Origin of the sequence: Pseudomonas cichorii, from assembly GCF_018343775.1 — a bacterium.
Lineage (GTDB): Bacteria > Pseudomonadota > Gammaproteobacteria > Pseudomonadales > Pseudomonadaceae > Aquipseudomonas > Aquipseudomonas cichorii.
Map to the genome: position 1 here is coordinate 3,944,096 of NZ_CP074349.1, position 22,162 is coordinate 3,966,257.

Below are 22,162 nucleotides of genomic sequence, written 5' to 3' on the forward strand. Positions count from 1 at the left end.
GAGGTTTGCCATGGCTAGTTCGCAAATAGATTACTCCACGTTTGAGCCTGACTGGTGGGACGGCGTTGGCGTTTCTGCTGAAGCAGTTAAAGGTGGAATTGAACAAGCGATCTATGAAGCCTATGGCGGGAGTATCTCTGACGCAAATAGAAAAGCGCTGGCAGACGCCGCTTACCAGCACTATCTGGCACAAAGCGCCATGAAGGCTTCGGCCGCGGCTGCCAGAGAGGCGTTGCAGCACGCCGATCTGCCTGATTCTCAGTTGTATAAAAACGCGGCGGCAACGGCCAAGGCCTATGAGTCGATTGCAAAAAATGCAATCGGTGAAGCGAATCAGATCATGAGCAATGCCAATGCCAGTGCCGCATTGACAACCAACCTGAGTCGATTGGCCTCAGCGCTGGGCCCGGCCATCAATATTGCCCAGTTGGGTGTGGCGATGAACACGGGGGACGCTTATGAGGTAGGCAAGACGGCAGTCACCGTATTGGCCGGCATGGCCATCGGGTCACTCGCGGCCAGCGCAATGGCCGCCGCAGGCGCCCCGATACTGGCCGCGACGGCAGCATCAATCGTGCTAGGGTTCGCCGCCAGCAAGTTCTGGGGCTGGCTGTGGGACAGCGGCGGTGCTGATTATTACGGCGTGACGCGGGGTGATGAATTCGGCCTCGGCAGTATTGGCGCGGGCTTGGCATCTCTGCTCTCGACTCTATTCAGCCAAGCCGAAGGCACGGTATCACCCGTGATACTGGATCTGGATGGTGACGGTGTCGAAACCATCAGTGTGAAAGCAGGCATTCATTTTGATCACGATGGCAACGGCACTGCGGAAACTACCGGCTGGGTTGGAAGGGACGACGGCCTGCTTGTTTGGGACCGAAATGATAACGGGCAGATAGACAATGGAAATGAGCTTTTTGGCAATAATTCCATCTTGTCGAATGGGCAGCGAGCCGCAAACGGTTTTGCGGCGCTGGCTGAGTTAGACAACAACCATGATGGGAAAATCGACGCCAATGACAACGCTTTTTCCAAACTGCAGATCTGGAGAGACCTTAATAGTGATGCGAAGGTTAATACCGGGGAACTGCTCAGCCTGAGCGCGGCAAATATCACGAGCTTAAACACGGCCTATAGCAATGGTTCCGCCGTCGACCCGCAGGGAAACAAAGCTCTCCAAGTCGGGCAGTATACGGATGCGAACGGGGTCATTCTTGGCATGAATGACATCTGGTTCAACGCCGACTTGCTCAATACCGTTGACGCTATGCCCGTGGCGGTGTCCGAGGAAATTGCAAGCCTGCCGAACTTTGCAGGCCTGGGTAACGTGAAAAGCTTGCACCAGACCATGGCCAAAGACAGCTCGGGCACTCTGGTCAACTTGGTCAAGGCTTTGAAGCAGGACGTCTACTCAGCTGAAAACAGCGACTTGATCGATCAGTTGATTTTCAAGTGGACAGGGGCGGATGCTTACGCCGTAAACAGTCGGGGGGAGTATTTTGCGGATGGCCGGAAACTTTATGCGCTCGAAGCATTTCTAGCGAAATCCTTTATCCAGAGCAGTGGGACGAATGAAGGGTTGCCTAACCCTGGACCCAACTCTGCTGAAGTGCTGATGCAGGCTTATGAGAAGCTCAGAAATCACATTATGGAGTCATTCGTGTTTGAAATCCGCTTGAAACCCTATTTTCAGGCGATGAATATAACGCTGACAACATCTGGTTTTTCATTCGATTTCGCTGCAGCCACAACCGCCTTCAACTTCGCTTTTGAGCAAGCACAAGGCGCCTCCCGGGAATTGGTCGTCATCGACTTGCTTCACTTCAGTGATATTCCGGATATTAAAGATAGGTTCTCATCCTCTGATTTGCTGACTGACCTCGCCAATCGCCTGTCGAGCGCTGAGCGTATGGATCTGTTCTCCCGCGTGCCGAATCTGATAGTCGGATCATCCGGTGACGATCAACTGATAGCACTGAATGACAAGAGCTACGTGCTGATTTCCGGCACCGGCAATGATGAACTCTTGGGCGGCAACCTGCATGACCGACTGAAAGGAGGCTCCGGCAACGACAAGCTAAGCGGTGGAGCCGGGAACGACGTGTTGGATGGCGGCACGGGCAATGACTTCCTTAGCGGAGATACAGGCTCAGACACCTACGTATTCAAGCTGGGCGATGGTAGGGACACGATCAACGAAGACAGTGTCTACGGTTCGGAAACCGATATCCTGAAGTTTGGCGAGGGCATTATTGCGTCCGACATCACCGCCACTCGGCTGGGTACCAGTCTGGTACTGAGCCACCGAAATGGCCAGGATCAGATTACTTTCAGCAACTGGTTTTATGCCACCGGCGGTCGCTATCAGGTCGAGCAGTTTGAGTTTGCTGACGGCACAGTGTGGACCAGCGCAATGGTCGCCGCTCCGCTCTTGAGACTAATCGGCGGCGACGGGAACGATGTGCTAACCGGTATCAGTGCGGCGTTTAACCAGTCGCTGTCGGGGGGGGCCGGGAGTGACACCTTGAACGGTGGTGCTGGATCTGATGTCCTGGAGGGTGGCACCGGCAACGATATCCTCAGTGGCGGTATGGGTGGGGACACCTACCTCTTCAAGCTGGGGGACGGCCGCGACACCATCAACGAAGACAATGTCTACAGTCCGGAAACCGATATCCTGAAGTTTGGCGAGGGCATTATTGCGTCTGACATCACAGCCACTCGGGTGGGGACCAGTCTGGTGCTGAGCCACCGCAATGGCCAGGATCAGATCACTTTCAGCAACTGGTTTTATGCAACCGGCGGTCGCTACCAAGTCGAGCGGTTTGAATTCAGTAACGGTACTATTTTGACAAGCGCCGAGGTATCCAAGCAACTGCTGGAACTGGTGGGCGGAGACGGCGATGACGTGCTGACGGGTGTCAGCAGTACGCTGTCGCAAGTCATTCGTGGGGGAGCAGGCCATGACGTCATCACCGCCGGCGCGGGTGCCGATCTGTTGGAGGGTGGCACCGGCAACGATATTCTCAGTGGTGGTATGGGTGGGGACACCTACCTCTTCAAGCTGGGCGACGGTCGCGACACCATCAACGAAGACAATGTCTACAGTCCGGAAACCGATATCCTGAAGTTTGGCGAGGGCATTATTGCGTCTGACATCACCGCCACTCGGGTGGGGACCAGTCTGGTGCTGAGCCACCGCAATGGCCAGGATCAGATCACTTTCAGCAACTGGTTTTATGCAACCGGCGGTCGCTACCAGGTCGATCGATTCGAGTTCGCCGACGGCACCGTCTGGACCAGCGCAATGGTCGCAGCTCCGCTCTTGAGACTAATCGGCGGCGACGGGGACGATGTGCTAACCGGTATCAGTGCGGCGTTTAACCAGTCGCTGTCAGGGGTTGCCGGGAGTGACACCTTGAACGGTGGTGCTGGATCTGATGTCCTGGAGGGTGGCACCGGCAACGATATCCTCAGTGGCGGTATGGGTGGGGACACCTACCTCTTCAAGCTGGGCGACGGTCGCGACACCATCAACGAAGACAATGTCTACGGTTCGGAAACCGATATCCTCAGGTTCGGCGATGGCATTCTGGCTTCCGACATCACGGTAGCACGTGTCGGCGTCAATCTGGTGCTGAGCCATCGCAATGGCCAAGATCAAGTGACCCTCAATAACTGGTTCTATACCACCGGCAGTCGCTACCGGATCGAGCGATTCGAGTTTGCTGACGGTTCACTGTTGACCAGCGACCACATGACGGCCATGGCCAGTACCGTGGGCACTGATACCATCACGGGCTCTGGTATCAGTGATCGATTGCAAGGTGGTAAAGGTAATGATCTGCTCCAAGGCGGGGACGGTGCTGATACTTACGTTTTCACGGCGGGTGACGGACAAGACACCATCAACAACTTTTCTGCGACACCTGATGACACTGATGTCCTGAGTATCGAAGGGATTTCGACCACCAATCTTTGGCTGTCTCGTGAAGGCAGTAACTTGCTCATCGATGTGACGGGCTCCGATGATCGGGTCACTATCAAGGACTGGTACTTGGGGGCATCCCAGAAAGTCGATCTCATCCAGGCGGAGGGGGCGTCGTTGTATGCGAACGCCGTGGATAACCTAGTCAACGCGATGGCTGCTTTCGGCGCTCCGGCATCAGGAGAAATCAATCTCACGCAAAGCCAGCGTGAGCAACTGAATGCGGTGATTGCTGCGAATTGGCATTGATCGATACGCCGGACCAGAGAGCGAGCTTACCTAAGCGTACCCTCTGGTCAGGCACCTACAACTACCGCCGTAGCATTCGCTTCGCGATCTAGGCGGGCGCTGCTGGAAAATGCTTCGTTTGAAGGTAAATCGATGAATTAACAGTGGGTAAGGTCCGATTATTTGATCGGGCGAGCGTTTTTTGAACTTCAATGACGTCTCGCGGATAAATCCGCTCCTACCCGCTAATACCGATCAGTTAAGGCACAAACAAAACGTGTGGGAGGCAGCTTGCTGGCGACTTGAGCGTACAGACGCAGAATATCTGCCGGTTTCACAGACCTCTTCGCCAACAAGCTGCCTCTCACAAAGTGATCTATGTGACCTTTACTGATCGGCATTTCACCTACCCGCCGATCAGTCAATCAATTACCAAACTGCCTCCCCAACCCCGCCGGAACCCCACTGGCATCTGTCGCCTGCCATGGGCCATCAGGGCGAGTGGACCAGCTCCAGCCGTTGTTCCATTGGTAGTAGGTGCGCTGGCGGTAGAAGGTATTGGGCTGGTCGTCCATCACGTACACGCCCATGCGCGCATCCCAGTGGCTGTTGCCGCCCGGTGGCGGGGCGAAGCTGGCGGAGGTTTTCGGCGCAGGTGCCGGGGCCTTGGGCGGGGTTTTGGGGGTGGTCGGGCGTGGGCTGCCGGGTTGCTGGCTGCCCGGCAAGGACTGGATGGGTTCCTGGCCATGGGGTTCGGGTGGCTGAACCGCACAAGCACTCAAACCAAGAGCCAGACCCAATAAGGTAATGCGTGCGGTGCGGTACATAAGCGATTCTCTATTTGTCTGGACTGTCGATAGTTAACGCCTGCTGTGCCGTGATGCTACTGGCCAGTGGCTGGCTGCGGCCGATCCACTCACCGGTGGTTGGCTGCCCTGCACGGGACACCCGTGCAACCAGTTGGACTTGCGCAAAGTTCGACAGTTTCAGTTGCGGCATCATTGCGTCGGAATCACCCAGTTCGACCTGCGCCGGCAGGTCGGCCACGGTGATGCGCTTGACCGCCAGAGGTGCCGGTGGGCCATTCACGGCACGGGCAAAGATGAAGACGCTGTCGCCCGGCTGGACACTGGCCTTGAGCGCAGGTGCCAGATCGACACGCACTTTGATGCGCGCAGCATCGGCAACGGCCGGAGCCGCCTGTACCCCCAGGTTTTCGCGGGCGCGGGCAATGCCGCCTTCCAGTGCTGAGCGGGACGGGTCCTGCGGAGGTAATACGCTCAGCAGACGCGTCCAGTAATCCACCGCGACCTGATAGCGCTCGCTTTCAAAGGCGGCGATACCCAAGAGCCCAAGACTGGTGGCCTCTCGCGGATCGGCTGTGAGGGCTTCGTCGGTCAGGGCCTGGACCTGAGGTGTGAATCGCTTGTCGCTGGCGAAGTACAAGGCCTGCGCCCATTGCCCCAGCAGTTCCGGCTGACGCCCGGCCAGGGCCACGGCGCGCTCGAGCATTTTCGCGGCATCGCCCGGACGTTCCTGGGCCATGTAGCTGCGGGCCAGAAAGTAAAAGCCTTCGGCAGAATCCGGCTGAGCCTCGACCGTGCGCTCAAGACGCCGGGTCATGTCCGCCAGGGAAGTCGGCGGCTGGGAGAACTCACGGGCCAGTTCGACCTTGTCGCTGGCCCCGTAATGCAGGTACAGCCCCAGGCCCAGAACCGGCACCAATACCGCCGCCAGCAAAGGCAGGGACTTGCCCAGCCGCGAGTTGCGCACAGGGCCGGTGTCTTCGGTATCAGCCAACAGTTCCCGTGCAGCCTCGGCACGACCGCTCTGCATTTGCGCGTCCGATAACACGCCCTCCTCCTGCTGACCTTGCAACTCGGCCACGCGCTCCTGATACAGGGCGACGTTAAGGGCTGTGCGGTCCTCTTCGGGTTGCACATGACGACCGCGCAGGACCGGGATCAACAAGAAACTCAGGGCCATCAGCAACAACAGACCGGCTGCCATCCAGAAATCGATCATTCTCGGTTTTTATCCAACAGGTGGGCGAGGCGCTGACGCTCCTCGTCGGAAAGAACATCGGCTTCTTCGCGTTGCTCACTGCGACGACGCCCCACAATCACGCCAATCACGACCAGCCCCACAAGCAGCAACGCGGCCGGACCGAACCAGAGCAGCCAGGTGCGTGAACTCAGTTGCGGGTTGTAGCGCACGAACTCGCCGTAACGATTGACCATGAACTCGACGATCTGCTGATTGCTCTGGCCTTCACCGAGCATGCGGTAGATTTCCTTGCGCAGGTCGGCGGCAATCGGCGCGTTAGAGTCGGCGAGGTCCTGGTTCTGGCATTTGGGGCAGCGCAGCTCCTTGGTCAGTTCGCTGTAACGGGCACGCTCGGCTTCATCGCGAAACTGATAGGCATCGATGGCCGCATTGGCGAAACCGACCAGACCAAGGCTCAGGACAGCGGCAGTCAACCAGCGCTTCATGGCCTGGCCTCATCGACCAGCGCCTGATACAGCCCGGCCAGTTTGTCTCGCCAGACCGTCTCGTCGATCACGCCGACGTATTTATGGCGGATGATGCCCTTGCTGTCGATCAGGAAGGTTTCCGGCGCGCCATAGACGCCCAGGTTCACGCCCAGCGAGCCTGCTTCGTCGCGGATATTGAGCTGATAGGGATTGTGGAAATCCTTGAGCCACTTGATCGCGTCGGCGTTCACATCCTTGTAGTTGATGCCGTAGATCACCACGCCTTGCTGCATCAGTTTGTTGAGCACCGGATGCTCAACACGACAGGCAATGCACCAGGTTCCCCAGACGTTCACCAGTGCCGGTTTGCCCAACAGGTCGGCACGGGTCAATACCTTGTCACTCTCGACCTGCGGCAGGGAGAACTCGGGAAACGGCTTGTCGATCAGCGCCGAAGGCAGCTCGGCGGGGTCCAGGTACAGACCGCGATAGAGAAACACTGCGACAACTAGAAAGATTGCCAGTGGCAGCACCATGATCCAACGCTTCATACCGCGGCTCCCGTCATGCCCAGCGCGTCACTCACTTTGTTTTTGACCTTGACCCGATAACGCCTGTCCATGGCTGCCAGAATGCCGCCAAGACCGGTCAGCAGGCCACCGAACCAGATCCAGCGCACGAACGGTTTGACGTGGACACGCACCGCCCAGGCGCCGTTACCCAAGGGCTCGCCAAGGGCGACATACAGATCGCGGGTGAAGCCGGCGTCGATACCTGCCTCGGTCATCATCGATTGCTGCACGGTGTAGAAACGTTTTTCCGGGTGCAGCGTCGAAATGACCTTGCCATCCTGCAAGACCCGCACAGTGCCGCGATCCGAGGTGAAATTCGGCCCTTCGTAGTGCCTGGCTCCCTCGAACACGAACTGATAGCCGCCCAGTTCGGTGGACTCGCCGGGGGCCAGACGCAGATCCCGCTCGGCACTGTTCTGGCTCGACAGCACGACACCCAGGGCGCAGACCGCAATCCCGATGTGCGCCAATTGCATGCCCCAATAGCTGCGGCTCAGGCCGCGAGCGCCCTTGAGCAAACCTTTGTGGCGCGTCTTGTCCAGGAGGTCCCGAACACCCGCCAGCAGTACCCAGGCCGCCAGCATGAAGGTGGCCATCACCGCCCAGTGGAAATCCCCCAGCACGAAACCGGCAACAACCGCCAAGACCGCACTGCCGATCAGCACCGGTGCCAGCATGCTCACCAGCCATTTGAGTGGCGTGTCTTTCCAGCGCACCAGCACGCCGACCGCCATCACCACCATCAACAGCCCCATGAGCGGCACGAACAGCGCATTGAAGTACGGCGGGCCGACGGACATCTTGGCGCCGCTCACGGCATCGAGCACCAGTGGATAGAGCGTGCCGAGCAGAATCATGGAGGCCGCGACGATCAGCACCAGGTTATTGCCCAGCAGCAGCGTCTCGCGGGACCACAGGCCAAAGCCCACCTGGCTTTTCACCACCGGGGCACGGACAGCGAACAGCGTCAGCGAGCCACCGACCACCATCAGCAGAAAGATCAGAATGAACACGCCACGCTCGGGATCGGAGGCGAAAGCATGCACGGAGGTCAGCACGCCGGAGCGCACCAGGAAGGTCCCCAGCAGGCTCAGGGAAAACGCTGCAATGGCCAGCAATACTGTCCAGCTTTTGAAGACACCGCGCTTTTCCGTGACCGCCAGCGAGTGAATCAGCGCCGTGCCCACCAGCCAGGGCATAAAGGAGGCATTCTCTACCGGATCCCAGAACCACCAGCCGCCCCAGCCCAGTTCGTAATAGGCCCACCAGGAACCCAGGGTGATGCCGATCCCCAGAAACGCCCAGGCGACGATGGTCCAGGGACGCGACCAGCGCGCCCAGGCCGCATCCAGGCGCCCGCCCAGCAAGGCTGCAATAGCAAAGGCGAAGGCCACCGAGAAACCGACATAGCCCATATACAGCATCGGCGGATGCACGATCAGACCGATGTCCTGCAACAACGGGTTGAGATCCCGGCCATTGGCCGGCACCTGCGGCAGGATGCGCGAGAACGGGTTGGAGGTCAGGATCAGGAACGACAGAAAGCCGACGCTGATCATGCCCATCACTGCCAGCACCCGCGCCAGCATGATCTGCGGCAATTGTCGGGAGAAGACCGATACGGCGAAGGTCCAGCCGCTGAGAATCAAGGCCCAGAGCAGCAAGGAGCCTTCATGGGCACCCCAGACGGCACTGAACTTGTAATACCAGGGCAAGGCGCTGTTGGAGTTCTGCGCGACGTAGGCCACCGAAAAATCGTCGACCATGAAGGCATAGGTCAGGCAGCCGAACGCAAAGACCAGAAAGCTGAATTGCCCCCAGGCCGCGGGACGCGCCAGCCCCATCCAGAGGCGGTCGCCTCGCCAGGCCCCCAGTAGCGGCACGATGGCCTGCACGATAGACAGGCACAGCGCCAGAATCATGGCCAGATGGCCGAGTTCAGGAATCATGGCTCAACCCTGCTTCGATGGTGTGGGGGATGGAGCCGGAGCGGACTGACCGCTTTCCTGCAACGCCTTGGTCACTTCGGGCGGCATGTACTTCTCGTCATGCTTGGCCAGCACTTCATCAGCCACGACCACGCCCTCGGCGTTGAGTTTGCCCAGCGCGACAATGCCCTGCCCTTCACGGAACAGATCCGGCAGGATACCGCGGTAGGTGATGGTCACCGACTTGCTGAAATCGGTGACCACAAAGCGCACATCCAGCGAATCGGCCGAACGTTGCAGCGAGCCCTTCTCCACCATTCCGCCTGCCCGGATGCGCGTGTCCAGCGGCGCTTCGCCGTTGGCGATCTGGGTCGGGGTGTAAAACAGGTTGATGTTTTCCTTCAGGGCACTGAGCGCCAGGGCCAGGGTAATCCCGACTCCGGCCAGTATCGCGAGGATGATCAACAGACGCTTTTTGCGCAGCGGGTTCACTTCTTGCTCTCCCAGCGCAGACGACGCGCCTCTTGTTGCAGGTAGCGCCGACGCGCCAGTAATGGCAGCGCCACGTTGAGAATCAGCACGAACAGGCAGATCCCGTAAGCCGACCAGACGAACAGGCCATGACGGCCCATGGCCAGAAAATCAGCGAATGACTCGAAACTCACTGTGCGCCTCCGCTGTTTGAAGAGGTCGGACTCTGACCCAGGCTGTTGAGGATTTCGGCTTTCACCCAACTGGTCCGCGACTCGCGCTTGAGCACTTCAAGGCGCATGCGCACCAGCAGGACCGCACCGAAGAAGCAGTAGAAGCCCAATGTCGTGAACAGCAGCGGCAGCCACATTTCAGCGGGCATTGCCGGTTTTTCCGTCAGGGTGAAAGTCGCGCCCTGATGCAGGGTATTCCACCACTCCACCGAGTACTTGATGATCGGAATGTTCACGACCCCGACGATGGCGAGCACCGCACAGGCTTTGGCGGCACTGTCGCGGTTGGTGATGGCGTTGCCCAGAGCGATCAGCCCGAAGTACAGGAACAGCAGAATCAGCATGGACGTCAGGCGTGCATCCCACACCCACCATGAACCCCAGGTCGGCTTGCCCCAGATGGCTCCGGTGACCAGCGCCACGGCCGTCATCCAGGCGCCGATGGGCGCCGCGCTCTGCAATGCGACATCGGCCAGCTTCATCTTCCAGACCAGACCGACCACGCCACAGACTGCCAGCATCACGTAACAGGACTGGGCCAGCATGGCAGAGGGAACGTGGATGTAGATGATGCGAAAGCTGTTGCCCTGCTGGTAGTCAGGCGGCGCAAAGGCCAGGCCCCAGACCGTGCCGGTGCCGATCAGCAGCACGGCGGCAATGCTGAGCCAGGGCAACATGCGCCCACTGATGCCATAAAACCACTTCGGCGAACCGAGCTTGTGGAACCAGGCCCAACTGATGCTGTTTTTCATCACGCTGCTTTTCATCACGGTGTATCCCGGGTTTTTACTGATGGCCGGCATTTGCCAGCCTCAGAACCTCAATTATTCGCCGACGCTGATCTTCAGGCCGGCGGCTATTGCAAAGGGTGTCAGGGTTACAGCCAAAGCGGTCAGGCTACCAAGCCAGAGTAGATAACCGGTTGCCGGCATGCCTTGCAGTGCGGCTTGCAATGCGCCACTGCCCAGGATCAGTACCGGGATATACAGCGGCAGGATCAACAAGGCGAGCAACAGGCCACCCCGCTTCAAACCGACTGTCAGTGCGGCTCCGACTGCCCCCAGCAAACTCAGCACTGGCGTTCCCAGTAGCAGGGAAAACAGCAGAACCGGCAAGCATTGGGTGGGCAGGCCGAGCATGAGCGCCAGCAACGGCGCCAACAATACCAGTGCCAGCCCGGAAAAAACCCAGTGTGCCAGCACTTTGGCCAGAACAAGAAGCGCCAGAGGGTGTGGCGAAAGGACCCATTGCTCCAGTGATCCGTCCTCGAAATCACTGCGGAACAGGCCGTCCAGCGAGAGCAGGACCGATAAAAGCGCCGCGACCCAGAGCAGCCCTGGCGACAAGGTTTGCAACAATTGAGTCTGCGGGCCGACCGCCAGTGGGAACAATGCAATCACGATAGCGAAAAAAACCAGTGGGTTGAGCAGCTCCGCCGGGCGACGCACAAGCAGACGCGCCTCACGGGCGAGCAGAAGGGTAAAGACATTGCTCATACCGACCACTGTCCCAGATCAATATCCCGATAACCCGCCGGAATGCGGGTCAGTGTGTGATGGGTGGTCATGACGATCATTCCGCCTTGTTCACAGTGTTGGGCCAGATGGTTTTCCAGTTGCGCGACACCCTGTTTGTCCAGGGCGGTGAAAGGCTCGTCGAGAATCCAGATCGGCGGCGCCGCCAGATACAGACGCGCCAGTGCAACTCGACGCTGCTGACCGGCGGAGAGGGTATGGCACGGCACGTCCTCGAAACCCTGCAAACCCACGGCACCGAGCGCCTGCCAGATATCAGGCGCCTGCACCGGCTGATGCAGGGCACAGAGCCAGCTGAGGTTTTCTGCCGGAGTCAGCAAATCCTTGATCCCGGCGGCATGGCCGATCCACAGCAGGTTGCGGGCAAGCTCGGCACGCTGGCCTTCAAGGGGCCGGCCATTGAGGCGGACTTCTCCGGTTGTGGGCTGCATCAGGCCGGACAACAACCTGAGGAGGCTGGTCTTGCCACTGCCATTGGGCCCGCTGATCTGCACCATGTCGCCCGTTTCGAGGCGCAATTCAAGGTTCTCGAACAGCATGCGCCAGTCGCGTTCGCAGGACAGACTTGTCGCTTCCAGAAGAGGTGTCGCCAGGGTCATCGAGGGCTTCCAGCATGGCATTGGCACGTCGAGGGACAACGTACAGGACACGGACAGAGAAAGGGAGGGTTCAAGTCGGCATTGAAACAGCCGTTACATTGGTGCAACTTTATCTCCGGGCCATGCGTGGCCGACATTATACATGTGTGTCCTGATACCAAGAGGGCAACTTCCACAGGTCGAGATTCAATGACGGGTGATATCACCAGCGTTCCTGCCGCGGCACCGACTACCGCCCTGTTGAAGGCAACGGTGACTCAGGCGCAGGTCCTGACCTTGCTGCAAGCGGCAGAAAATCTGGTGCCCGAAGGCCAGACTGCCGAAGCCGAGGTGCTGACCCTCAAACAGGTCAATCAGCAATTCCAGTTACTGCTCAGGCTGGCCCTCAGCAATGGTAGCCAGACCAACCTGCCGGTCAACAGCAGCCTCCCCTTCACGCCAGGCACCACCCTGCAAGTGGCTCAAGCATCGCCCAATGAACTGACGCTGACCTTGCAGCAGATCAACAATGCGTTGAAAAACTCGCAGACCAGCATCGATCTCAAACAATTACCGGTGGGCTCCCTGCTGCAAGGCAAGGTCATGACCAGCCAGGTTGTCAATCAACTGGCCGGAGCACAGAGCTATCGCTCGATCGTGATGCTGCTCAATACCGCTCAGGCCGGCATTATCCTGACCATCGAGAGCCCCAAGCCGCTGACTGTAGGCAGCCTGCTCAGCGCTCAGGTGCAGGGCAACCAGTCGTTGAACTTCGTGCCCCTGCCCGGCCGTCTCGATCAACTGGCGGTCGCGCAGCAACTGGCCACTCAACAGAATCGTCAGGGCTCGCTGGAAAACCTGATTGCGGCTCTGCAAAACCTGCCGCGCGGCAATACAGCGATTCCCGCGCCATTGCAGGCCAGTATCAACCAGTTGCTGGCCGGCATTCCCGATATCGAGCAGATGAGAACATCGGGGAATGTAGCCCAGGCACTCAATGCCAGCGGCATGTTCATGGAGGCCAAGTTGCTGGCGGGCCTGAACCCGATGCAGGCACCGGACATGAAGGCCAACCTGATGCGCCTGATCGCCCAGATATTGCCCGAACTGCCGGGTAACGCCTCTTACAATGCGGCGGCTGCCTCCAACATGCTGACGCGAGTCATCCCCAGCACGATCCGCAACGCCCTGGGCACGCTGGGCCTGGTAGCACCGCGCCCGCAACCGACCAGCTTCCCCCTGCCCTCGCGCGATGTAAGCGGTGGTGACAAGGAAGAGGATCTGGAAATACTCCTCAAACTTGCAGCGGCGGCAGTGTCGCGCCTGCAAAGCCATCAACTGGGCGGCCTGGAGCAGACCCGTACCAATGCCGACGGCACGCAGGTCACCACCTGGCAGATGGAAGTGCCGATGCGCAACGCCCATGACATCGTGCCTTTGCAGGTCAAGATGCAGCGTGAGGACGCACCGGAACAGGAAACCGCCGAGGACCAGGACAGCAACGAAGTCAAAGGGCCTCGGGAAAAGCTCTGGCGCATAGAGCTGGCGTTCGATCTGGAGCCGTTGGGGCCTTTGCAGGTCAGTGCGCAGTTGATCAGTGGCACGCTGTCCAGCCATCTCTGGGCCGAACGCCCCAACAGTGCAGCCTTGATCGGCCAGGAACTGGGTTATCTGCGTGAACGGCTGATCGCCTGTGGTCTGGCAGTAGGCGAACTGGCTTGCAGCCACGGAGCCCCACCCCAAGGCCCGCGCACCACTCTTGAACAACGCTGGATCGACGAGAACGCCTGATGAGCCTACCTGACCACATGCCTCGTCAGGCCATCGCCCTGACCTACGACGGCCAAAAGGCCCCGACACTGAGCGCCAAAGGCGACGATCAACTGGCGGAAGCGATTCTGGCGATTGCCCGGGAGCATGAAGTCCCGATCTACGAAAATGCCGAGCTGGTCAAATTGCTGGCGCGCCTGGAACTGGGCGACAGCATCCCCGAGCCGCTGTACCTGACCATCGCCGAAATCATCGCGTTTGCCTGGCACCTCAAAGGCAAGTTCCCGGCAGGCCAGGACCCGAATGCACCGCCGATCGAGCGGGATATCACGCCTCGGTAAACACGCGCCCCCGTGAGCGAATTCATTCGCGAAGGAACCATGAAGACGCTTGCGCCGGATGTACCGGCCTCATCGCGGATAAATCCACTCCCACAACGCTAGCCTGTGGGAGTGGATTTATCCGCGACGGGGATTGAAAGCTGTTACTGATCCGCAGTATTGCGATGCAGCTTGCTCATCAATTGCGCTTCGGCCTGGGTCAGGCCGCAGGATTGAGTCAGCTCATCGACACTTGCTCCCATGCCGACCAGGCGTGCGGCCTGGGCGAAGGACAGCGTGGAGGGATCGCGCTGTTCAAGGGCCGTGAGCTTGTCAGGCAGCGGTGCAACCATCGCACGCAACTCATGCAGGTCTTCCCCCATGCGCACCGTGCCGTTCTGGAAGGTGTCCACACGCTTGGCCAACTCCCGGATCCGCTGGTCCCGCAAGGCACTGGCCTCATCACGCTCAGCGTCAAGAACCCGCTGACGTTTGGTATGAGCCAGGAACATTCCCAGGGTCACGACCCAGAGAATGCCCAGGAAGACAACTGCCGCCTCAAGAATCAATCAGATGTTCTCCAGCTCGGACCACTCTTCTTCGGACATCATCTTGTCCAGCTCGACCAGAATCAGCAGCTCGCCGTTCTTGTTGCAGACGCCCTGAATGAACTTGGCGGTTTCGTCGTTGCCCACGTTCGGCGCGGTTTCGACTTCGGACTGACGCAGGTAAACCACTTCCGCCACGCTGTCGACCAGAATACCGACGACCTGCTTGTCAGCTTCGATGATCACGATACGGGTGTTGTCGCTGACTTCCACCGGAGCCAGGCCGAAGCGCTGACGGGTGTCGATCACGGTCACGACGTTACCGCGCAGGTTGATGATGCCCAGCACATAGCTTGGCGCACCCGGCACAGGAGCGATTTCGGTGTAACGCAGCACTTCCTGAACCTGCATCACGTTGATGCCGTACGACTCATTGTCCAGGCGGAAAGTCACCCACTGCAGGATAGGATCTTCGGAACCTTGTGCAGACGTCTTATTCATACCGCTAACCCCTCACGTGTGTACTCTGCGGGCAACGCCTCTGGCGCCAACCCATGATTATCTCGATTTGTTCAACTGCTTGACCGCGCCACTGGCTATCAACTCGGCCAACTCTGCAACATCCACCAACGCGCACATATGCTCGATCACTGTTCCCGCCAGCCATGGACGCTGACCACGATGGCCCCGCCATTTGATCTCGGCAGGATCGAGGCGCAGTGAACGGCTGACCTGATGCACGGCCAGCCCCCACTCGTAGCCTTGAACCGAGATCACGTACTGCAATCCCTGGCGAAAATCGTCGCGGTAGCGATCAGGCATGATCCAGCGCGCTGTATCCAATACTTTCAGGTTGCCTGCCTGGCTGGGCAGGATCCCGAGAAACCAGTCCGGTTGCCCGAACAGGGGTGTCAACTCCTGGCCTGCCAGAGGGTAGATCGACCCCAGGCATATCAGCGGTACGGCCAGCGTCAAACCCGCTACATCAAACAACAGACACTCGAAAGGCTCGTCGGCCCAGGCCGGACGTCCTTCCCGGTTCGGCGGTGGAGTCGGCGTGCGTTGTTCACCCGTGGTGCTCAACTGGACGACAGGCTCGACCACTTCCACTTTCGGCACTGCAACTTCGGCAACGACCACCGGCGCCGGCACCTCTACAGGTACCTCTACAGGTACCTCGACAGGCGTCACCACCGGAACAACAACCGGCGCCGCCACTGCAACGGGTACAGCCACCGGAGCGGGTGCCGCAACGGCCACTGCAACGGGTTTGACCTGCTGCCTGCGCGCATCGAGAGCCTGCTCTTCGAGCACTGCAGCCTGGAACTCGTCGATGGTATCCGACGGTTCTTCAAGTTCTTCAGTGGCATCCTGAAGCAAGGAGTCCAGATACGACTGCAATGCCAGTTTTGGCCGTGTAGCAACTTCTAAAGGGCGGTTCATACCGGGGCCCAACGAAAAATGGAGCAAGTGCCACCTGATAAGCTTATCGGCCGCATGGAGGCCTGACTTGAGCGGGCTGCACAGAAAGAATAAGGACGCACGTCAAGCCACCTGAGCCGTAAGCTGCTCGGAGAGCATGTGTTTGAGCAATGCCCGGTAAGCCATGACCCCGCGGCTCTTGCCATCGTTCTGGGATGGCGTGATACCGGCACGGCTGGCATCGCGCAGACGGGTATCAACAGGCACGTAGGCTTTCCAGACGTGGTCGGGAAAACTGTCACGCAGCAGCTTGAGCGTGCCCATGGAAGCCTGGGTCCGACGGTCGAACAGGGTCGGCACGATAGTGTACGGCAACGGTGTCTTGCGAGAACGGTTGATCATCGCCAGGGTATTGACCATGCGCTCCAGGCCTTTGACGGCCAGGAACTCGGTCTGTACCGGAATCGCCAGTTGCTGACTCGCAGCCAGGGCGTTGACCATCAGGACACCCAGCAAGGGCGGACTGTCGATCAGGGCATAGTCAAAATCCTGCCACAACTGCGCAAGGCTCTTGGCGATGACCAGGCCCAGACCGCTCTGCCCCGGCGACTGACGCTCAAGGGTCGCCAGGGCCGTGCTCGAAGGCAGCAGGGAAATACGTTCATCACTGGTCGGCAGCAGCAACTGGCCGGGCAACCCATCAGGGACCGAGCCTTTGTGCAGGAACAGATCGAAAACGCTATGTTCCAGCTCATCGGGGTTATGCCCGAAATAGCTGGTCATGGAGCCGTGGGGGTCCAGATCGACCACGACCACGCGCTTGCCCGCGTCAGCCAGTAATCCGGCCAGGGCAATGGTCGTAGTGGTCTTGCCGACTCCACCTTTCTGATTGGCTACTGCCCAGACTCTCATTGATGTTTTTCCTTCCGCACAACGACGACCATATCGATAACGACTGCTAGAGGGCGGGTGACGGAGAATTGACGGCGTTCGCTCGTACCGGCGGCTTTGCTGGCACAGGTGCAGTTTGTGTGCCAGCACGCCTCAAAGCGGCATCAGGTTGTGCATTGGCCGTGCCGGTGCTGGTCAGACTACGCCGAACATCGAGGTTACGCGAGATGACCAGCACCACGCGACGGTTCTTTGCACGCCCCGCCGTCGTGGTATTGGTTGCAATCGGCTGGAACTCGCCATAGCCCACCGAAGCCAGTCGGGCAGGATTGACACCGTCCATGGCCAGCATGCGCACGATACTCGCGGACCGGGCCGACGACAGCTCCCAGTTGGTGGGGTATTGAGCGGTACTGATCGGCTGATCGTCGGTGAAACCTTCCACGTGGATCGGGTTGTCGAAGCGTTTGACGATCCCGGCCACCTTTTCAATGATGGTGAACGCCTTGTCGCTGGGCATGGCATCGCCACTGCCGAACAACAGGCTGGAGTTGAGTTCGATCTCGATCCACAGTTCGTTGCCGCGCACGGTCATCTGGTCGGACTTGATCAGGTCACCGAAGGCATCGCGCACATTGTCGGCGATGGTCTGCAGCGGATCGTCAGACTTCTGGCCGATACCGGCATCGGTCTGCTCGCTTTCCTTGAGCAACGGCTGGGCAGGCGTGACGCTCACCGGGCGCTGCTCGCCGATGGGAATGGGCTTCATGGTGCGCTCGGCGTCGTTGAATACGCCGACCAGCGCCTGGGACAGAATCTTGTACTTGCCTTCGTTGATGGACGAAATCGAGTACATCACCACGAAAAAGGCAAACAGCAGCGTAATGAAGTCGGCATAGGAAACCAGCCAGCGTTCATGATTCTCATGCTCTTCGGGTGGACGACGGCGAGCCATGCGGCATTACTCCATGAAGCCTTGCAGCTTGAGTTCGATGGAGCGCGGGTTTTCACCCTCGGCAATGGAAAGCAGACCTTCGAGCAGCATTTCCCGATAACGGGCCTGACGATGAGCAATGGCCTTGAGCTTGTTGGCCACCGGCAAGAGAATCAGGTTGGCCATGGCAACACCGTAAATGGTCGCCACGAAAGCCACCGCGATCCCGCTGCCCAGCTGGCTTGGATCGGCCAGGTTGCCCATCACATGGATCAGGCCCATGACCGCACCGATGATACCCACGGTCGGCGCATAGCCGCCCATGCTTTCAAATACCTTGGCCGCCTGGATGTCGCGGGTTTCCTGAGTGATGAGATCCACTTCCAGAATACTGCGAATCGCCTCGGGCTCGGCACCGTCCACCAGCAACTGCAGACCCTTGCGGGAATAATTGTCGGGTTCGGTATCGGCAACCGTTTCCAGTCCCAGCAGACCTTCCTTGCGAGCGGTCAGGCTCCAGCCAATCACCCGATCGACACCGCCCGCCAGATCGATACGTGGCGGGAACAGAATCCAGCCAACGATTTGCATCGCACGCTTGAAAGCGCCCATCGACGACTGCAACAGCGAAGCGCCCAGCGTACCGCCCACCACGATCAAGGCGGCCGGGCCGTTGAGCAGAGCACTCAGGTGCCCGCCTTCCAGGAAGTTGCCACCAATAATGGCAACGAACGCCAGGATAAGACCGATAAGGCTCAGTACATCCATCAGATACAGGCCTCGACCAGATGCCGACCGATATCGTCAAGGCTGTAGATCGCATCCGCCAGATCGGCTTTGACAATGGCCATCGGCATGCCGTAGATCACACAGCTCGCCTCGTCCTGCGCCCAGACGCTGCTGCCACCCTGCTTGAGCAGGCGCGCACCTTCACGGCCGTCGGCGCCCATGCCGGTCAACACCACAGCCAGCACCTTGTCGCCATAGGACTTGGAAGCCGAACCGAAGGTGATGTCCACACAGGGTTTGTAATTGAGGCGCTCGTCACCCGGCAGGATTTTCACCGCGCCACGACCATCCACCATCATCTGCTTGCCGCCCGGTGCCAGCAACGCCAGACCCGGACGCAGGATGTCGCCATCCTCCGCTTCCTTGACGCTGATCTTGCACAGCTTGTCCAGACGCTCGGCAAATGCCTTGGTGAACGCTGCGGGCATGTGCTGGATCAGGACCAGAGGTGCCGGAAAATTGGCAGGCAACTGGGTCAGGACCCGCTGCAATGCCACCGGACCACCCGTAGACGTGCCGATGGCCACCAGCTTGTAGGCCTTGCGCTTGGGCGCGCCCGAGTGAGCATGGGGAGCCGGTGCGTGATGAGCCGGCGCATGGGCTGCTGGCGCGGGCGCCGTGCGCGGCGGCACGGTGCGGGCTGGCGGCACGGTCGTACGGGCTGGTGCAGAGGCCGGAGCCGGTGCTGGCGCAGCCGATGCCGATGCCGATGCAGTGGCCGGCGAACTCACGCCACTGAAACGACGATTGCTGCGCGCGATGCTGTTGATCTTCTCGCACAGCAGTTGCTTGACCTTCGTCGGGTTACGCGAAATGTCTTCGAAATTCTTGGGCAGGAAGTCCACTGCACCGGCGTCCAGGGCATCCAGCGTAACGCGGGCACCTTCATGGGTCAGTGAAGAGAACATCAGGACCGGAGTCGGGATGCGCTGCATGATGTGTCGAACCGACGTAATGCCATCCATCATCGGCATTTCGTAGTCCATGGTGATCACATCGGGCTTGAGCGCCAGAGCCTGTTCGATGGCTTCCTTGCCATTTGTCGCCGTACCGACGACCTGGATGTTGGGGTCCGAAGAAAGAATTTCCGATACGCGGCGGCGGAAGAAACCGGAATCATCCACCACCAGGACCTTGACTGCCATAAACACTCCAATAGGCGCAGCAGGCAGCTTGCGCTGCCCGCGACCCCAGAATCAAATACGCCGTGCGGCGTAACGCTTGAGCATGCTCGGTACATCCAGAATCAGGGCGATGCGACCGTCACCGGTGATGGTGGCGCCCGACATGCCTGGCGTACCTTGCAACATCTTGCCCAGCGGTTTGATAACCACTTCTTCCTGACCGACCAGCTGATCGACCACGAAGCCGATACGCTGGGTACCCACCGAAAGGATCACCACATGGCCTTCATGCTGTTCTTCATGGGCGGCAGAACTGATCAGCCAGCGCTTGAGATAGAACAGTGGCAGGGCCTTGTCACGAACGATCACGACTTCCTGGCCATCGACGACGTTGGTGGTCGACAGGTCCAGATGGAAGATTTCGTTCACGTTGACCAACGGGAAGGCAAAAGCCTGGTTGCCCAACATGACCATCAGGGTCGGCATGATTGCCAGAGTCAGAGGCACCTTGATGACAATCTTGGAGCCCTGGCCCTTGGTGGAGTAGATGTTGATCGTACCGTTGAGCTGGGCAATCTTGGTTTTCACCACGTCCATGCCCACGCCGCGTCCGGAGATGTCGGAAATCTCGGATTTGGTCGAGAAGCCCGGTGCGAAGATCAGGTTGTAGCAATCGGTATCGCTCAGGCGGTCGGCAGCATCCTTGTCCATCACGCCACGCTTCACAGCGATAGCACGCAGAACGTTGGGATCCATGCCTTTGCCGTCATCGGAAATCGACAGCAGGATATGGTCACCCTCCTGCTCGGCGGAAAGAACCACTCGCCCGCCACGTGACTTGCCAGAAGCTTCACGTTCTTCAGGCATTTCGATACCGTGGTCTACCGCGTTGCGCACCAAGTGGACCAACGGGTCGGCAAGCGCCTCTACGAGGTTCTTGTCCAGGTCGGTTTCTTCACCGACCAGCTCCAGGTTGATTTCCTTCTTGAGCTGACGCGCCAGGTCGCGAACCAGTCGCGGGAAGCGGCCGAAGACTTTCTTGATCGGCTGCATCCGGGTCTTCATCACCGCGGTCTGCAGGTCGGCGGTGACCACATCCAGGTTCGATACGGCCTTGGACATGGCTTCATCGCCACTGTTGAGACCCAGGCGAACCAGACGGTTACGCACCAGCACCAGTTCGCCGACCATGTTCATGATCTCGTCCAGACGCGCAGTATCGACCCGTACGGTAGTTTCCGCTTCAGAGGCCACAGGCTTTTCACCCGCGCCGCCAGCAGCAGGTGCGCGAGCCGGGGCCGGGGCCGCAGCAGGCGCTGCCGGTTTGGCCGCAGGTGCCGCAGCGGCAGCCGGTTTGGCTACTGCTGCAGGTGGCGGTGGAGGCGCAGCTGCTGCCACATTGGCGGCAACGGCTTGAGGCTCGAACTTGCCTTTGCCATGCAGCTCATCCAGCAGGCTCTCGAACTCGTGATCGGTGATTTCATCACTGGCCGCCTTGGCAGCAGGCGCGGCAGCCTTGGCAGGTGCCGGGGCAGCCGCTGCTGCAACCGGAGCTGCAACGACACTGGCATCGAACGAGCCCTTGCCATGCAACTGATCGAGCAAGGCTTCAAATTCGTCGTCAGTGATTTCATCGCTGGCAGGTGCAGCGCCACTGCTCGGAGCAGCCGCTACGGGAGCAGGCGCAGGAGCCGCGACGGCATCAGGCGCAAACTGGCCCTTGCCATGCAACTGGTCGAGCAGCGATTCGAATTCCTGATCGGTGATTTCATCGCTGGCCGCCGCAGGAGCCTGTGCCGCCGCAGCAGGCGCTGCATCGGCCTTGGCCGCGCTCATGGTATCGAGCAGATGCTCGAACTCGGCGTCAGTGATGTCGTCGCTTGCAGCGGGCTCTACAGGAGCCGCCTCGACAACAGGAGGTGGTGGCGGTGCAGCGGCCTCAGCCTGCTGAGCCGACTCGGGCTCGGCAAGACGCGACAGCGCAGCCAGCAGTTCTGGAGTCGCAGGCGTAAGGTCGGTCCGCTCGCGCACCTGACCGAACATGCTGTTGACTGTATCCAGAGCTTCAAGGACCACGTCCATCAATTCGGCGTCAACGCGGCGCTCCCCCTTGCGAAGGATGTCGAACACGTTTTCGGCGATGTGGCAGCACTCCACCAGCTCATGGAGCTGGAGGAAGCCGGCGCCCCCTTTTACAGTGTGAAAACCGCGAAAAATTGCATTGAGCAGATCCGCATCATCTGGTCGGCTTTCCAGCTCGACCAACTGTTCAGACAACTGCTCCAGAATTTCGCCGGCCTCTACCAGAAAATCCTGAAGGATCTCTTCATCGGCGCCGAAGCTCATTGGGGTGCTCC

The 22,162-nt window shown here is 59.5% G+C and carries 21 protein-coding genes; 3 read left to right on the plus strand and 18 right to left on the minus strand.

The window, feature by feature from the left end; translation table 11 throughout:
• Nucleotides 1-10 precede the first annotated feature (10 nt).
• A complete protein-coding gene (locus KGD89_RS16395) occupies nt 11-4,237 on the plus strand; it encodes a calcium-binding protein (protein ID WP_081741944.1) in 4,227 nt (1,408 codons plus the stop codon).
• Nucleotides 4,238-4,641: 404 nt separating this feature from the next.
• On the opposite strand, the gene KGD89_RS16400 is transcribed toward KGD89_RS16395, so the two are convergent.
• From KGD89_RS16400 to ccmA, 10 genes are all read right to left on the minus strand, one after another.
• A complete protein-coding gene (locus KGD89_RS16400) occupies nt 4,642-5,043 on the minus strand; it encodes a hypothetical protein (RefSeq protein WP_025260854.1) in 402 nt (133 codons plus the stop codon).
• Nucleotides 5,044-5,053: 10 nt separating this feature from the next.
• A complete protein-coding gene (gene ccmI / locus KGD89_RS16405; protein ID WP_025260855.1) occupies nt 5,054-6,241 on the minus strand; it encodes a c-type cytochrome biogenesis protein CcmI in 1,188 nt (395 codons plus the stop codon).
• Nucleotides 6,238-6,708: a cytochrome c-type biogenesis protein gene (locus tag KGD89_RS16410; protein WP_025260856.1), complete on the minus strand. Its 471-nt coding sequence runs from the start codon at nt 6,706-6,708 to the stop codon at nt 6,238-6,240. The genes ccmI and KGD89_RS16410 overlap by 4 nt, the downstream gene beginning before the upstream one ends.
• The gene (locus KGD89_RS16415; RefSeq protein ID WP_025260857.1) at nt 6,705-7,241 is read right to left on the minus strand and encodes a DsbE family thiol:disulfide interchange protein; all 537 of its coding nucleotides are present in this window, start codon (nt 7,239-7,241) and stop codon (nt 6,705-6,707) included. The genes KGD89_RS16410 and KGD89_RS16415 overlap by 4 nt, the downstream gene beginning before the upstream one ends.
• The gene (locus KGD89_RS16420; RefSeq protein WP_025260858.1) at nt 7,238-9,211 is read right to left on the minus strand and encodes a heme lyase CcmF/NrfE family subunit; all 1,974 of its coding nucleotides are present in this window, start codon (nt 9,209-9,211) and stop codon (nt 7,238-7,240) included. The genes KGD89_RS16415 and KGD89_RS16420 overlap by 4 nt, the downstream gene beginning before the upstream one ends.
• Before the next feature lie 3 nt (nt 9,212-9,214).
• Nucleotides 9,215-9,682: a cytochrome c maturation protein CcmE gene (gene ccmE, locus KGD89_RS16425; RefSeq protein ID WP_025260859.1), complete on the minus strand. Its 468-nt coding sequence runs from the start codon at nt 9,680-9,682 to the stop codon at nt 9,215-9,217.
• Nucleotides 9,679-9,855 carry a heme exporter protein CcmD gene (gene ccmD / locus KGD89_RS16430; RefSeq protein ID WP_025260860.1) on the minus strand — a complete coding sequence of 59 codons (177 nt, stop codon included), beginning with the start codon at nt 9,853-9,855 and terminating at the stop codon, nt 9,679-9,681. The genes ccmE and ccmD overlap by 4 nt, the downstream gene beginning before the upstream one ends.
• Nucleotides 9,852-10,646 carry a heme ABC transporter permease gene (locus KGD89_RS16435; protein ID WP_162883696.1) on the minus strand — a complete coding sequence of 265 codons (795 nt, stop codon included), beginning with the start codon at nt 10,644-10,646 and terminating at the stop codon, nt 9,852-9,854. Before KGD89_RS16435 ends, ccmD begins: the two co-directional genes overlap by 4 nt.
• Nucleotides 10,647-10,718: 72 nt before the next feature.
• Entirely contained in the window at nt 10,719-11,390 is a 672-nt protein-coding gene (ccmB, locus tag KGD89_RS16440; protein ID WP_025260862.1) for a heme exporter protein CcmB, read from the minus strand.
• On the minus strand, nt 11,387-12,028 hold the full coding sequence (ccmA, locus tag KGD89_RS16445; RefSeq protein ID WP_074568974.1) for a cytochrome c biogenesis heme-transporting ATPase CcmA: 642 nt from the start codon (nt 12,026-12,028) through the stop codon (nt 11,387-11,389). Before ccmA ends, ccmB begins: the two co-directional genes overlap by 4 nt.
• Before the next feature lie 189 nt (nt 12,029-12,217).
• Here ccmA and fliK point away from each other — a divergent pair, with 189 nt between their 5' ends.
• On the plus strand, nt 12,218-13,798 hold the full coding sequence (gene fliK / locus KGD89_RS16450) for a flagellar hook-length control protein FliK (RefSeq protein WP_025260864.1): 1,581 nt from the start codon (nt 12,218-12,220) through the stop codon (nt 13,796-13,798).
• Nucleotides 13,798-14,118, plus strand: a complete 321-nt coding sequence (locus KGD89_RS16455) for an EscU/YscU/HrcU family type III secretion system export apparatus switch protein (protein WP_025260865.1) — start codon at nt 13,798-13,800, stop codon at nt 14,116-14,118. Before fliK ends, KGD89_RS16455 begins: the two co-directional genes overlap by 1 nt.
• A gap of 143 nt (nt 14,119-14,261) precedes the next feature.
• Here KGD89_RS16455 and KGD89_RS16460 read toward each other — a convergent pair whose 3' ends face one another.
• The 8 genes from KGD89_RS16460 to KGD89_RS16495 all read right to left on the minus strand — a co-directional run bounded on the left by KGD89_RS16460 (nt 14,262) and on the right by KGD89_RS16495 (nt 22,151).
• Nucleotides 14,262-14,666, minus strand: a complete 405-nt coding sequence (locus KGD89_RS16460; protein WP_025260866.1) for a DUF2802 domain-containing protein — start codon at nt 14,664-14,666, stop codon at nt 14,262-14,264.
• On the minus strand, nt 14,667-15,146 hold the full coding sequence (locus tag KGD89_RS16465) for a chemotaxis protein CheW (RefSeq protein WP_025260867.1): 480 nt from the start codon (nt 15,144-15,146) through the stop codon (nt 14,667-14,669). It lies immediately after the preceding gene.
• 57 nt (nt 15,147-15,203) lie between these two features.
• The gene (locus tag KGD89_RS16470; RefSeq protein WP_038399938.1) at nt 15,204-16,088 is read right to left on the minus strand and encodes a CheW domain-containing protein; all 885 of its coding nucleotides are present in this window, start codon (nt 16,086-16,088) and stop codon (nt 15,204-15,206) included.
• 102 nt (nt 16,089-16,190) lie between these two features.
• Nucleotides 16,191-16,979, minus strand: coding sequence for a ParA family protein (locus KGD89_RS16475; protein ID WP_025260869.1), 789 nt, complete (start codon nt 16,977-16,979; stop codon nt 16,191-16,193).
• Nucleotides 16,980-17,025: 46 nt separating this feature from the next.
• Nucleotides 17,026-17,913, minus strand: a complete 888-nt coding sequence (gene motD / locus KGD89_RS16480; RefSeq protein WP_025260870.1) for a flagellar motor protein MotD — start codon at nt 17,911-17,913, stop codon at nt 17,026-17,028.
• A gap of 6 nt (nt 17,914-17,919) precedes the next feature.
• Nucleotides 17,920-18,660, minus strand: a complete 741-nt coding sequence (locus KGD89_RS16485; protein ID WP_025260871.1) for a flagellar motor protein — start codon at nt 18,658-18,660, stop codon at nt 17,920-17,922.
• Complete coding sequence (locus tag KGD89_RS16490; protein ID WP_025260872.1) at nt 18,660-19,826, minus strand: protein-glutamate methylesterase/protein-glutamine glutaminase; 1,167 nt, start codon at nt 19,824-19,826, stop codon at nt 18,660-18,662. Before KGD89_RS16490 ends, KGD89_RS16485 begins: the two co-directional genes overlap by 1 nt.
• Before the next feature lie 51 nt (nt 19,827-19,877).
• Nucleotides 19,878-22,151 (minus strand): chemotaxis protein CheA, encoded by a 2,274-nt coding sequence (locus tag KGD89_RS16495; protein WP_025260873.1) that lies wholly within the window; start codon nt 22,149-22,151, stop codon nt 19,878-19,880.
• Nucleotides 22,152-22,162: the final 11 nt, after the last annotated feature.